This is a genomic window from Dyella monticola, from assembly GCF_003363155.1.
Taxonomy (GTDB): domain Bacteria; phylum Pseudomonadota; class Gammaproteobacteria; order Xanthomonadales; family Rhodanobacteraceae; genus Dyella_B; species Dyella_B monticola.
The window spans coordinates 152,393-165,850 of record NZ_QRBE01000011.1 but is presented as its reverse complement, the minus strand read 5'-3'; the positions used below and the strand labels follow the sequence as shown (position 1 = coordinate 165,850).

12 protein-coding genes are annotated in these 13,458 nt (G+C 61.9%); 8 read left to right on the top strand and 4 right to left on the bottom strand.

Features of this window, described 5'->3' with window-relative positions; translation table 11 throughout:
* Window positions 1-30 precede the first annotated feature (30 nt).
* A complete protein-coding gene (locus tag DWU98_RS16930) occupies window positions 31-2,208 on the top strand; it encodes a sensor domain-containing diguanylate cyclase (RefSeq protein ID WP_115496741.1) in 2,178 nt (725 codons plus the stop codon).
* A gap of 168 nt (window positions 2,209-2,376) precedes the next feature.
* On the opposite strand, the gene DWU98_RS22585 is transcribed toward DWU98_RS16930, so the two are convergent.
* Complete coding sequence (locus DWU98_RS22585; RefSeq protein WP_425480242.1) at window positions 2,377-2,769, bottom strand: hypothetical protein; 393 nt, start codon at window positions 2,767-2,769, stop codon at window positions 2,377-2,379.
* Window positions 2,770-2,824: 55 nt separating this feature from the next.
* On the opposite strand from DWU98_RS22585, the gene DWU98_RS16920 reads away from it, so the two are divergent.
* Window positions 2,825-3,187 (top strand): hypothetical protein, encoded by a 363-nt coding sequence (locus tag DWU98_RS16920; RefSeq protein ID WP_115496739.1) that lies wholly within the window; start codon window positions 2,825-2,827, stop codon window positions 3,185-3,187.
* Between the two features lie 58 nt (window positions 3,188-3,245).
* On the opposite strand, the gene DWU98_RS16915 is transcribed toward DWU98_RS16920, so the two are convergent.
* A complete protein-coding gene (locus tag DWU98_RS16915; RefSeq protein ID WP_115496738.1) occupies window positions 3,246-3,866 on the bottom strand; it encodes a class I SAM-dependent methyltransferase in 621 nt (206 codons plus the stop codon).
* A 215-nt stretch (window positions 3,867-4,081) separates the two neighbouring features.
* Here DWU98_RS16915 and DWU98_RS16910 point away from each other — a divergent pair, with 215 nt between their 5' ends.
* From DWU98_RS16910 to DWU98_RS16895, 4 genes are all read left to right on the top strand, one after another.
* Complete coding sequence (locus tag DWU98_RS16910) at window positions 4,082-5,596, top strand: ArnT family glycosyltransferase (RefSeq protein ID WP_158545098.1); 1,515 nt, start codon at window positions 4,082-4,084, stop codon at window positions 5,594-5,596.
* A 218-nt stretch (window positions 5,597-5,814) separates the two neighbouring features.
* On the top strand, window positions 5,815-7,704 hold the full coding sequence (gene asnB, locus DWU98_RS16905; RefSeq protein WP_115496736.1) for an asparagine synthase (glutamine-hydrolyzing): 1,890 nt from the start codon (window positions 5,815-5,817) through the stop codon (window positions 7,702-7,704).
* A 280-nt stretch (window positions 7,705-7,984) separates the two neighbouring features.
* Window positions 7,985-8,743: a hypothetical protein gene (locus DWU98_RS16900; protein WP_147293356.1), complete on the top strand. Its 759-nt coding sequence runs from the start codon at window positions 7,985-7,987 to the stop codon at window positions 8,741-8,743.
* A gap of 193 nt (window positions 8,744-8,936) precedes the next feature.
* Window positions 8,937-9,494, top strand: coding sequence for a hypothetical protein (locus tag DWU98_RS16895; RefSeq protein ID WP_115496734.1), 558 nt, complete (start codon window positions 8,937-8,939; stop codon window positions 9,492-9,494).
* A gap of 57 nt (window positions 9,495-9,551) precedes the next feature.
* Here the strand turns inward: DWU98_RS16895 and DWU98_RS16890 are convergent, their stop codons facing one another.
* Window positions 9,552-10,469, bottom strand: coding sequence for an alpha/beta hydrolase family protein (locus tag DWU98_RS16890; protein ID WP_115496733.1), 918 nt, complete (start codon window positions 10,467-10,469; stop codon window positions 9,552-9,554).
* A gap of 50 nt (window positions 10,470-10,519) precedes the next feature.
* On the bottom strand, window positions 10,520-11,086 hold the full coding sequence (locus DWU98_RS16885) for a hypothetical protein (protein ID WP_147293355.1): 567 nt from the start codon (window positions 11,084-11,086) through the stop codon (window positions 10,520-10,522).
* A 203-nt stretch (window positions 11,087-11,289) separates the two neighbouring features.
* Here DWU98_RS16885 and ompR point away from each other — a divergent pair, with 203 nt between their 5' ends.
* Together ompR and DWU98_RS16875 are read left to right on the top strand one after the other, a co-directional pair.
* The gene (ompR, locus tag DWU98_RS16880) at window positions 11,290-12,006 is read left to right on the top strand and encodes an osmolarity response regulator transcription factor OmpR (RefSeq protein ID WP_115496731.1); all 717 of its coding nucleotides are present in this window, start codon (window positions 11,290-11,292) and stop codon (window positions 12,004-12,006) included.
* A complete protein-coding gene (locus tag DWU98_RS16875) occupies window positions 12,003-13,286 on the top strand; it encodes an ATP-binding protein (RefSeq protein WP_158545096.1) in 1,284 nt (427 codons plus the stop codon). Before ompR ends, DWU98_RS16875 begins: the two co-directional genes overlap by 4 nt.
* The last annotated feature ends 172 nt before the right edge of the window (window positions 13,287-13,458 follow it).

Genomic DNA, 13,458 nt, shown 5'->3' with positions numbered 1-13,458 from the left:
ACCCGCAACCGTGTAGGACCCAGGCAATAAATGGTGCTCGCCCAGCGCTTCCCGCAAGGCCTATGGCCACTTTTTGCAGCGTTCGCCTGCTCGGGCGGCCTTACGCTGTATGCGCTTGCGCTGGCGCACACCAATCACACCCCGGTGTTGTGGCTGGCCAATGGCGCGCTGATCGGTTGGATGGTGCAGCGTCCGTTGCGTGAGACCTGGCCGGTGCTGGTGGCGGGCTTCCTCGGTTACTTCCTGGCCAAGCTATGCCTGGCTGAACCGCTTGTTCCCACCTTGCTGGCCGGCCCATGCCACGCGCTGGAGACAGTGATCGTCAGTGAATCGATCCGCCGGCGCTTTCCACAACTGTCCGCGCGCACCCGCTTCATCGACCTGGGGCGCGTGGGGATCGTCGCGGCATTGGCCAGTAGCGCGCTGTGCACGCTCATCCTCATGACCATCCTGCAGAGGTGGTCGCAGCCGGGTCTGCTGATGGGCCTCAACACGGTCTTCCGCGCGCACCTGGTGGGCATGGTGATCGCGGGCAGCACGTCGCTGTTGCTGGTGAACCGCACGTTCCGCCAGATCACCCCCTACCAGCGCTGGCCGCTGGTGCGCGATCTGTCGCTGCTCACCATCGTGACGGTAGGCGCCTTCGTGGAGGCGCGCGTACCGATCGCGTTCATGATCTATCCGCCGCTGCTATGGCTGGTCTTTCGTCATCGCTTCGTGGGCATGGTGATCGGTATGGCGATCGTCGCGCTGGTGATCACGCTCGTTACCACCTTGAGCATCGGTCCGTTCAATCTCGTCGCCGGCGTTACGCCGGCTTTTCGCGTGGCGATGGCGCAGGTGTTCATCGGGGTGTCGTGTTTCGTGGCGCTGCCGGTGGCGCTGGCGCTGTCCGAACAAGATCGCCTGCGTAATCGTATCCGCGAAAGCGAACTGCGCTATCGCATGCTGGCCGATCACAGCGGCGATCTGGTCATGCGCATTCGCGTCGACGGCCACCGCATGTACGTATCGCCATCGGTCAAGGAGCTGCTCGGCTGGGAAGTGGATGATTTCCAGGACCCGCGCCCTGACCTCATCCACCCCGACGATCGTGATCGTATCGCCGCCGAAGTGGTGAAACTGCGCAGCCACGGCGGTACCACCACCACGTATCGCCTGCGTCACAAGGATGGCCACTATCTGTGGATCGAAGCGTTTGCGCGACTGGTCCCCAGCCCCGATAACGACGGCACGATGGACATCATCTACACCGGCCGTGACGTGACCGAACGCGTACACTTCGAACAGGCCTTGTTGGAAAGCCAGGCGCAATTGCGCACGGTGACCGACAACGTACCGGCGGTGATCGCGCGTATCGATTTGTCGGAGCGCTATACCTACATCAATCGTTTCGTCGAACAGGTCTCCGGCGAAGATCCCGCGGCGATGATCGGCAAAACGATGCGCGAAGTGCGCGGCGCCGCACTCTACGAACACCTGAAGCAGTATCTGGAACGCGCCTACGCCGGCGAATCGGTACTATTCGAATACGAGGCGACCTATGGCGGAAAACTGCTGCACTTCCAGGCGCACTATGTGCCGGACCGCGGCGCCGAAGGCCGCATCAATGGCATCTACGCGCTCACCACCGACATCACGCACATCAAGCATACGGAGCGCGAGCTGCTGCGCCTGGCGCATCAGGACGCGTTGACGGATCTGGCCAACCGCCGTTATTTCAGCGAACGCATGCCGATCGTGCTCAAGCATGCGCAGCAACGCAATATGCCTGTCCTGCTGGCGGTGGTGGACATTGATCACTTCAAAACCATCAACGACACTTACGGTCACGCCATTGGCGATGCCGTACTGGCCGAAGCCGGGCATTGCCTGCAACGGCTGGTGCGCGAAGGCGAGGTCGTCGCGCGCATCGGCGGCGACGAATTCGTGGTGCTGTGCAACGACATCGACAACGCCAAGCAGGCGAAGGCGTTCATCCATTCGCTATGGGAGCGCCTGCACATGACCATCGATGCCGGCGGCACGCCCGTGAACGTAAAAATGAGCATCGGCGCGGCGTTGTGCAAGCATGAATCCTCGGCTGACACGCTGATGAAGCACGCCGACGATGCTTTGTATATGGCCAAAGAGGCGGGCAGGGATACCTATCGTTTCGTGGTTCACGGGTTCGATGACGATGAGGCGCCCCATCTGCAGCGTGCCTGATGTTTTTTGTTCAACGCTTGCGCGGGCTTGCCGTTCTGTTTCACACGTAGCGTGATCGCCGACAGCGGCATTTATCGTGAGAATGGCATCGTCGAAACGTTCAGTCACTGTCATCAGTGAACTGCACAACGGCACTTCATGGCGTACTCAGCAATATCGTTACGCTCTTCACCCGCTTTGCACCGAACCGTGCCGCTGGCTTGCGCATGATGTCTCCACCGCAATCAAACAGGTCAGGAGGCAAATCACGTCATGGATAAAAATCGCATTGAAGGTACGAAGCACGAAGTCAAAGGTGCTACGAAAGAGGCGGCCGGCAAGGTCACCGGCAATCATGCGCGCGAGCTGTCGGGCAACATCGAAAAAAATGCCGGCAAGATCCAGAAGGAAGTTGGCAAGGCCAACGACGAAGTGCGCAAGCAACAACATAAAGACCATTGAGCCATTCAACGGAGCGACGAATGAAGTCGAGGCGACTTCCCGGATGGAGCCGAAAAGAGGGCGCATGGCGCCCTCTTTGTTTTTGGTGGTGTACCGCGGCGTGATCGAATGTTGCCGCATGACTCACATCGCTGCCGCTAGTGTCATTGCACCAGCATGTTTAGGAGATGACCTCATGCGCATGTACATGCTTATATCGGCGTTCGCATTTTGCAGCGCGCTTGCAAGCGGAACGGCGCTTGCGCAGGCTACTGGAAGCACCGGTACGGCGATAACGCCACAAATCAGCGGTGTGCCGGCCGGTATCGCACCGCGCGCGTCGGCGCAGACCACGCAACCTGGCTCGCAACGACAACAAGGCACCTCGCAACAAGCAACGCCACAAAGCGGCCATACCATGTCCAATGGCACCCTGTCCGGCGGTGACACTGGCAACACCAACAGTATCGGTACCTACAGCAATGGACGCGGGCGGACGACCACGCTCCGCGCGAACAGTACAACCAACACGGGCAGCGGTTCCTCGTCAGGTCACTGAACTGATATAACTTACCGCCCTTTCCCGCTCCTCATGGAAAGGGCGTGCGGATGGCGGTCTACATCGACCGACGCATGCGTACATACGTGAATGCCTGCCGCGCGCCCCACGGCGTCACATGCATATCGCGCGCGGTCGCCAACGGTTCGAACCCATCGCCGACGCACGCGAACAGTGCATCGGCATCGTAGCGGGCAACGTCCAGCCCGCTGCACCGCATAGGTCCATCCGCAGCGAAGGTCGCGATGATGGCGGTGCCACCGGCAACGAGGCTGCGCCGCAAGGTGGCTAGATAGGCATCGCGCGCCGTCGCGTGCGTGAGGAAGTGAAACACCGCGCGATCGTGCCAAAGCGCATAGGTGCGGGAGGGCGCAAACTGCGTGACATCGGCCGTGATCCATCGCACCTGCCGCGCCTTCGCCGGCCCCAGCCGGGTTTGCGCATGCGTCAATGCCTGTGCGGCAATGTCCAAAACGGTGACATCGCGATAGCCCGCGTCGAGCAGATGATCGACCAGGGTCGACGCGCCTGCGCCGATATCGATCAGCGGTGCATCAGCATCGAGCCGGCTGTCGGCGATCAAGGCGAGCGATGTCTCAGGATGCGGCTGGTACCAGCTCACCGCGTCCACGGCTTTGCTTGCGTAGACCTGGTCCCAGTGGCGTTGGAGATCGGTCATCGGCGGTGTCCGGGTGGCGCTTCTGTGCATTGTCCGTCGGCGCACCGGTTCAGGCTACTAAGGTTCACGAAAGGTAGCGAGCGGTGTCTGGCGCTTACAATGGACGGTTGGAGCGTGCGCTGGCATCGCCAGGCGCAGGTACATAACGATTGCATATCGCTGTCCGACACTGCGTGTACGCGTGGATGGCGCGACGCTTTTCCACGGAAAAACCGATGCCGAACGACGCCATGATGGAACCTCGCCTGCCACGCAACCCGGCGCCGGCCATGCGGTGGTCCATGATCGCCCTGACCTGCCTGGCGCTGCTGTTGGGGTTTGCGTTCCAGGGTACCCGTGGCCTGTGGAGCCCGGACGAGGGACGCTACACGGTCGCCGCGCTGCAGATGCTCGACACCGGCAATTACCTGGCGCCAGCCTATAGCCCGGACGAAATCAATTTCTCCAAGCCACCCACCACCTATTGGGTGATTGCCGCATCGATGAAGGTATTCGGCCGCAACACCTGGGCGGTGCGCGTGCCGTACGCGTTGGCCTTTTTGTGCACGGTGTGGCTGATGCTTGCCGCCGGACGTGTACTGATTTCTGAAAAACCCTGGTTGCCTGGACTGGTGTACGCCTGCGCGGCGGCGCCATCCCTGATGAGCAACATCGTCAGCACGGATGCGTTTTTGACGTTGTGCGAAACACTGGCCATGGTGGGTTTTCTCCACGCGGCGTTCGATGAAAACGAGCGCGGGCGCAAGCGTTACGTATTGCTGATGTGGCTGGGGTGGGGCCTGGCCTTTCTCACCAAAGGGCCGCCGGGGTTGTTGCCGCTGCTGGCGGTGATTCCGTTCATCGCACGCCGCGACGGCTGGCGCGGGCTCGGGCGGTTCTTCCCGCTCGCCGGCATCGTGTTGTTTCTGGTGATCGGCTTGTCCTGGTACGTGGTGGTGGTGGTGCGTCATGCCGGCTTGCTGGACTACTTCCTGCGCCAGGAGGTCTACAACCGCGTATTCACGGCCGCGCATCGCCGCAATGCCGGCTGGTTCGGCTGGATCAAGGTCTATGTGCCGGTGCTGGTGCTAGGCATGCTGCCATGGTGGCCCGCCACCATCCGCGAGGCACGGCGTTGGTTCAGCGCCAAGCGCTGGAGCGGCAAACCCACGGCGGAAATGTTCGTGGTGCTGTGGTTTTTCCTGCCGTTCCTGGTGTTCTGCCTGGTGCAGTCGCGCTTGCCACTGTATGTGTTGCCGTTGTTCGCGCCCCTGGCCTTGTTGCTGGCACTGGCCTTGCGCGATCGCATCGATCTGCGCCAAACCCGCCAGAAACTGCTGCTGGGTGCATGGATCGTGGTGCTGCTGGCGGTGAAGGCCACGGTCGCTTACGGCTGGCATTCCTCGCTGGATAACCGCAAGGCCGCCCAGGAGCTCAGTGCCATGACAGCGACCAGCCACTACAACGCGGTGATCGTGGTCGAGAACACCACCCTGGGCTACGACATCGAAGAACAAACCCCATGGGGGCTTCGCCTGTATATGGAAAAGCCGGTGTATGGCATTGCCTATCACGCCCCCGATGGCGCGCAGACGCTGTGCCACGCGCTGCACAACGCCGGCAAGGCCCTGGTGGTGATCAATCCCGACCTGGGGCCCGGCGCACTGGGGCCGGTGCTGGCGCAGTGTCCCGCCCATGTCACGCCGCTGGGCACGTGGCGGCGCAATGCGCTGGCGCTGGTGGAGCTGTGAGGCCTCGCGCGTGGGCTCGGCCGCTGCGATCGGCTGAACAACCGGCGTCGCGAACACCACGTTCACGTTCAGCATGGCAAGTCATCTGCGGTGCGCCACGCAATGGGATGGAAAGGGCGACGGCGACGGGTGTCGCTGCCGGCTCGCTGATCCCCCATCCATTACAATCCGCCGATTGGGGCCGGTAACGCCCCGCGTATCGAACAGAGCCTTCGTCCATGTGTGGAATTTGCGGAATCGTGAGTCGGGATGCAGGCCATCCGCGCCCACACCTTGAACAAAAAGCGCGCGCGATGCTTGCAGCGCTTGCGCACCGTGGTCCGCATGGCGATGCGTTCGTGTCACGCGCCAACCTTGCCATGGCGACCAATCGCCTGGCCATCCGTGGCGTGGATCAGCACCAGCCGCCGCTGCTCGAATACGAAGGTGGGGTGATCGTTGCCTGCAATGGCGAAATCGATAATCACCGCGAACTGCGCCAGACGCTGGCCGATGCCGGGCATGCCGTCACGCTCAGCACCGACGTGGCCGTGCTGGCGCCGTTATACCTGGAAAAAGGGCTTTCGTTCCTGGAGCACGTGCATGGCGTTTTTGCGCTGGCACTGTGGGACAACCGCCATCAGCGGCTGATCCTGGCGCGCGATCGCGCGGGCGAACGGCACCTGTATTACGCGGTGTTCGGCCAGACGGTGTATTACGCCTCCGAACTGGCTGCGCTGGTCAAAGCGTGCAAGCCGGAGCTGCAGATCGATGCAACGGGCCTCGCGCAGTATGTGCGCTCCGGTTATTGCCCTGCGCCATCCAGCCCGCTCAAGCACATTCACAAAGTGAAACCGGGCGAGATGGTGGTGATCGAACCCACTGGCGTGCGTCATCTGCGCTACTGGGATTTTCCCGCGCAAAAGGCCACCAGCGCGCCGTCGCCGCGTGCGTTCGATCCGATCTTTCGCGAGGCCGTGCGCCGGCAAAGCGATATCGACGTGGATTACGGCGTACTGCTGAGCGGCGGCATCGATTCGGCCTTGATGACCGCGGTGGCGCGCAGCGTGCGCCCTGAGAAAAACATCAACGCGTACTGCATCCGTTTTTCGGAATCATCGTTCGACGAAGGCCATCACGCCGCGCAGCTTGCGCGCGACCTGGGCTGCAACTTCGTGCCGGTGAACGTTGGTGCGCAAGACGTGCCGCGCATGCTGCGCGAACTGGTGCGCGCGACCGGTGAGCCGCTGGCCGACCCTGCCTGGATTCCGCTTTCGCTGGTCACGCGCCGTGCATCGCAGGATGTGCGTCTGTTGTTGGCCGGCGAAGGTGCGGATGAACTGTTCGGCGGTTATCCCACCTATCTTGGCGCGCGCTGGGCCAGTCATTACGCCAACCTGCCGCCACCGATCAAAGCACTGGCGCAACGGACGATCGATGCACTGCCCACCAGTGATAAAAAAGTCACGTTGTCGTTCCTGCTCAAGCGCTTCATTCTCGGCCACGAGCTGGATGGCCTGGCACGCCATCTTTTGTGGACGGCCAATGTGCAACCCGCCTGGCAGCGGCGGTTGGGGCTGGAGCCGCCCACGGACGATACGCAGCACGACGCGTCGCGGCTGATCGACACCATCCAACAGTACGACTTCGGACACTCGCTGCCGGATGCGTTGATGGCCAAAGCCGATCGCGGCGCCATGCTGCATGGCGTGGAAATCCGCGCGCCGTTTCTCGATCAATCCGTGATCGAATTTGCCGCCACCTTGCCGCGCGAAGCGCGCGTGCGCGGCCTCACCACCAAGGTGTTTCTGAAACGCTACGCGTTGGATTACTTGCCCAAGGCGGTGGTTACGCGACGCAAGCGCGGTTTGTCGGTGCCGCTGGCGTCATGGCTGCGCGGACCGCTGCGTGACTGGGCTCACGCGCATCTCGCCAGTGGCGAACTGGCCGCTGCAGGCATCGACACGCGCGCGGCGCAGGCCTTGTTCGCCGAACACCAGGCGCGCGTGAGCGATCACGCGCGCGCGATCTGGACCCTGGTGGTGCTGAGCGAATGGCTGCAGTGGCTGGACAGCGAACGCGTGGCGCAGGCGGTCGAGGAAGAGCAGGCGCTGGCGCGGCAGTCCTGAGGCAGGCTTGCTGATCTGCGGGTGCGAGCCGCTCTGTCGCTTCTCGTGAAAGGAAGGCTACTGTCGCCGCTTTTTTTTTTTGGAAAAGTCCAACTCGCTGACTATCCGCGTCTCCAGCCCTGGAGAATCGACGCCATCAGGTACACCCTGTCACTCGCGCAAGGCGAACGGGAAGGCAGCCAAAAGTACGCCCCTAATCAACCGTGAGGTAAATCCGACTTTGGCGGACCGCCCGCTTTGCTATACGTGTTGAGACATACGCGTAAGTTCGAGGCATGCAATGGGCTGCGGCAATTCAAAGTGTCCTATCTGTTATCCCGAGGGGTGCGCGACACCCCCAGCAGCACAGCCACCAAAGACACACCCCTTTGACGAGCAGTTATGCCTTGCGGACTACAAAGGCACGCCGGCCTGCCATGTTCCCTATCAGGTTCGCCTCGAAACCGGAGAAATATTTGTAGGCATCACGGATGCAAATGGTCGTACCCAGCGGATGGGCACGGACGAGCCATGGACCATTAGTCGTGTGGAGCTTACGCCAGCAGGCGCAGCGCGAGGTTGGGCATGCTGTGGCGCGCGTGATCACGACATCGAGCGCGAGCGCGTGGTAATTCAAGCAAGCGGCAACTCAATCGGCTTAACGAATGACAGGGATGTTGGCTCGTCAGTTAAAACAGTTTATGTATCAGAAGGCGGTAAACGCTCGCTTACGCGAGGCGAAGTCGAGGAAGCGCAGACTGTTTTTGGTTCCGGTATAAATTACGCGACGGCGAAAGTGCATCATGGCGGCTGGTGGTTGTTCATGGGAAAGCAAGATCCCAACACGGCGGTGACGCCGAATGGAGAAATGTACTTTCCCGATGCGATCTATAAGAACGATTATTCATCGTCCACGATAAGTCCAAAATGGATTGCACTCTTCATGCATGAAATGGTTCATGTGTGGCAGTACCAAATGGGTTATGCCGTCAAGCGTCACGGACTCACGGTTACGAGTAAAGGTGAGTCGGCCTACATAATATCGGCTGACGCCGGATAGTCAGCTGAGGGATTTCAATATGGAACAACAAGGCGACCTTATCTCGGATTACTACATGATCTGTGTAAGGAAAGATAACTTCAATGCACTCAACCCTGGCAAAGACCCGGGTTTGCTCCGAAAAGTCATGGAGCCTTTCTTGAAAAATCCTCGCGATAAAATCCATCTTCCCGGTTAGCTGGGCTCCCCCGTTATGCGCTGCTCCTTGGTTGCGATCCCGTCATGCCTGCTCATCTGTCTTTACGGCGGAGCCAATGCCGCCTCTTCGCTTCCCAATCGTCTTGATCTTCGACAGATCGACGGGCTTCCGGCTGGTTGCCTGCCGAAAGACTACGGCGACGTAATCAAGCTTGATCGTGCCTACATCGTGCCGCAGATACCGGTGGGAAAAGGGACGGACTTCCGTTGGTCCCTGGAGCGTGAACAGGATGCAATGCCTGTCCGCTTGCGTCCTGGGAACTGTGTCGTGTTTGGCAGGCCGTTGAAGGGTTATGAATACGAACGGCACGGCGGTACGCAATGGGTCCTAGGGCAAACTTATGTCTTGGTTGTAGAACGCATCGACGAGCCTGGCATACGCGGACGGCTGAATTACGTCGGGGCGTTCTGCGTGATGCATCAGCCCGATAAAGAACTTGCGTTTGTACCCTATATCGATCACGCAGATGGCACGACGACGTACCCGGCGTGCGGCCGCCGCATTGGCGGCCCGCCTGCACCCGACGGCTTTAGACCATCGGACGACCATTGATCGGTCTCGCACAGGGGACGCGACAAAAGCAGTGTCCGCCGAAATCCAGCGCCACGATCAGTTCGACAGTCGACTAGCCACGCCCGGGCTGAGGGTGCGCATGAAGGCTTCGATATGGGCGGTGTAACCACCGGCCGTGCCAACCTGCTCGTTGATCTGTTCGTGCGTGAGATCTTCCGGCAGCACCTTCGCCGATGAGCCCAGCGACACCGCCTTGTCGACAAAGCGCTGCGCCTGCGAACAGGACTGATTGCGCCGGGTGGAACACACCGCCAGGAACGGCACGATGCGATCGTGCATTTGCTGCAAGGGCGAGGCAGCCATCCAGTTGGCGGTGTCGCTGCCGAAGGCGCGGTCGTACAGCGGCAAGTGACGCCGCTGCATGAGCGCGACGACATCCAGCGCGGCACTATCCAGCGACACCGTGCCCAACCAGGCCTGCGCGCCCGCTTGTCGTGCGATAGCAGGGTTAGCGGTGATCAGCGACACCAGGTGGGCGCCGGCGGAGTGTCCCATCAGAATGAACTGCGCCGGATCCCCGCCCCACTCGCTGGCGTGATGCTGTGCGAATGCCAAGGCACGTGCGACATCCTCGGCCTGCGCACGCGGCGCTGCATCAGGCAGCATGCGATAGTCCACGGAAATCAGCATGAATCCACGCGGTACCCATCGCGCCACTTTGTTCTCCACCACGCCGCGCGCAGTCTTGGTGCCGAAGGCCCACGCGCCGCCGTGCACCATGAAAATCACCGGCGCAGCATGCGCCTGCGGCGGCGCGTAGACGTCCAGGCGCTGACGTGGATCGTCGCCATAACGCATATTGCTGATGACACGCGTGCCTGCCGGTACTGCGGTTTGCGTTTGCGCCTGCATGCGCCGTGCCCATAACCCAACGCGCGCCGTTTGTGCCGGCGCGCTTGCCGCCACCAACACAACGAGTGCGCTGCTCGCTACGAGCGTAATGATGCGTTTCATCAAGCGTCTCCCCGGCCTCGCTACGCTGCTGAAAAGGGTATCTGGGTTTGTCATTGACCACAGGAAACCGTGGCGCCGCTCGCATTGGTGCACGAACCGCTATGCGTGATGCCCTGGCCCTTGGTGTAGGTCGTCTGACCGTTATACGTGATACCGGTGGCGGCATTGGTCGCGGTCGTGGCATGCGTGGTGACGCCATTGGCCGTTTGGGTGCTGGCATCGTAGGAACCGCGCGGACCGCTTGCGGTGGTTTGCGAGCTGCCGGTCACGCTGCCGCTGGCACTGCGCGAATAGGCGCCGCTACTGCCGAAACTACCGCCTGCGGCGGTGGTGCCATTGAAGGTGTGGCTGCTCGACGCCGAACCGTTGGCATTGCGCGTAAAGCGGTTGTGACCGGTGTAGCTCGCGCCGTTGGCGCCCCGGGCGTAATGCGCGCCTTGATGCGTGATGGTGCCGCCGCTGGCGGTGGTGTAGCCGCCACCCACGGCGGTGCCGCGCGGGCCGCTGCCGGCATGCATGTGGAAACGGGTCTGGGCGCTTGCCGTACCCACCATGCACAGAGCAGGCAGGCAGACCAGAGCGAGCGAGGCACGGCGTAACGTCGACGAGATGGACATGATGCGCTCCCGAAAGATGGCTGGCATGGATCGCAGGCCGGGTGGCTGCGTGGGGCCATCGTCCACGCGCCTGTGCGGCGAGGTGTTTCCGTGTGCGGGTAAATGTGAGCGTTTGTTACCAGGCCGTGGGACAGAAACATTTGCTTACACATCGCCAAAAGGGGCGCTTGTCCCGGCCCCGGCGCCCGGTAGATAGTCCGCCCATGGAAACCATCCACATTCTTGTCGTCGACGACGACCTGCGCCTGCGCGACCTGCTCGAGCGCTATCTCACCCAGCAGGGTTTTCAGGTGCATGGTGCGCCGCACGCGGCAGCGATGCGCAGGGAGCTGGCCGCGCATCATGTCGACCTGATCGTGCTCGACTTGATGCTGCCCGATGCGGATGGTTTGCAGTTATGCCGAACCCTGCGCGCCGAAGGCGTGGATATTCCCATCATCATGCTGACGGCCAAGGGCGACGACGTCGATCGCATCGTGGGCCTGGAAATCGGTGCCGACGATTACCTGGGCAAACCCTGCAACCCGCGCGAACTGGTGGCGCGCATCCGGGCCGTGTTGCGCCGTCGGCCGCATGTGTCGGTCGGCGCCCCGCTACGCGAGCAGGCACCGATCACGTTTGGACGCTTCACGTTCGATCTTGCCACGCGCCAGCTATTGGACGACGGCGCGACGATCAAACTCACCAGTGGAGAATTCGCCGTGCTCGCCGCGCTGGTCACGCACCCGTTTCAGACCTTGAGCCGCGAACGATTGATCGCCATCGCACGCGGTCGCGATCACGAGGCTTTCGATCGCAGCATCGACGTCATGGTCTCGCGCCTGCGCCGCTACATCGAAGACGATCCCCGCCAGCCGCGTTGGCTGCAGACCGTATGGGGCGAGGGCTACGTGTTCGTGCTGCAGGGAGCGCAGGCATGAAGCGAAACCCGACCACGTTTTCGTTGATTCTCGGCTTGCTGATGCTGGCGTTGTTGCTGGCGCTTTCGCTTGCGTCGATGCTTTCCACGCGCATCACGCTGAAAGCAGGCAGCGACACGTATGGCCATCTCGCCGTGGTTGCCGCACTCGCTGCCGATGAGTTGGCGACGCACAAAGATGTGGATGCTTCCGCGACACTCGGCGAACTAAGCGGCGTCGGGCTGCGCTTCTCCCGCACATCGCCACCACCGGCAACGGTGCGCCTATCGCCGATGCTCAGGGACATCCGCAGCAAAGTGGCGAACATTCTGGGCGATCCATCGCGCGTGGCCGTCACGCAAACCCCCGATCCACAGATATGGATACGCAGCGCCCACGACCCACAACGCTGGATCGTGCTGCGCGCGTTGAGTTATCGCCGGCAAGTGGTTGTCTCCACCTTTCTCGTTACGCTCATGGCCGGTGTGATCGCCATGCTGGTGGCCGCATTCGCTGCACGCATCCTTACGCAACCGCTCGAGCGCCTTGCCGCCCACGCGCAGGCGCTACTGGCCGGCGAACCGGTCGCACAGACCCAGCTGACGGGAAGCCCCAAGGAAGTGCAGCAGCTCGCGCTGGCAGTCGGCCAGGCCGGCGAACGCCTGCGCTCCGCGGCGCGCGAACGCGAGCTGATGCTTGCCGGTATCTCGCACGACCTTCGCACACCGCTGGCGCGGCTGCGACTGGCCTTGGAATTGGGCGACGCCAACGATGTACAGCGCCGCCAGGCCATGGTCACCGACCTGGAAGAACTCGACAGCGCCATCGGGCAGTGTCTGGCGTTTGTTCGCGATGGACGCGATGAAGCGCAGCGCGAAATCGATCTGATCACACTCATGGGCCAGCTGCTGGCGCTGCGCGCGCAACCCGATGACTGGCATCTGCGTGGTCCGGCGATGTTTTCGGCCAGAGTGCGGCCGAGCCTTCTTCGTCGCGCCATCGGCAATTTGATGGATAACGCCGAGCGCTATGGTGCTGCGCCTTTTGAAGTGGTACTCGATACCGACGAGACGGGTTGGTCGGTCAGCATCATCGACCACGGACCGGGCGTTCCGAGCGAACAGCTCAAAGCGTTGGGGCGGCCGTTTGAACGCGGTGATCCGGCGCGGGGCGGTGGGGGGACAGGGCTTGGCTTGAGCATCGTGGCGCGGGCGGCAGAGCTGCATCGTGGGACGCTGAGTTGGCGCAACGGGGTATCCGGCGGGTTTGTTGCGTGTATTCGGATTCCGGCGATGGTGTGAGTGTTTTTTTGGTGCGCATTGCCGCCACTGACATTTGCCGTTCGGATCTGCACCAAAGCGCATTGCATAACAGCGAGCAAACGCTGCGAGCATGCTGCTTCTGCAAGCCCCCAGATGCGTCCACGACGCGATAGATATCTCCTACACGCTCTCGGGAGCGACCTCCCTACGG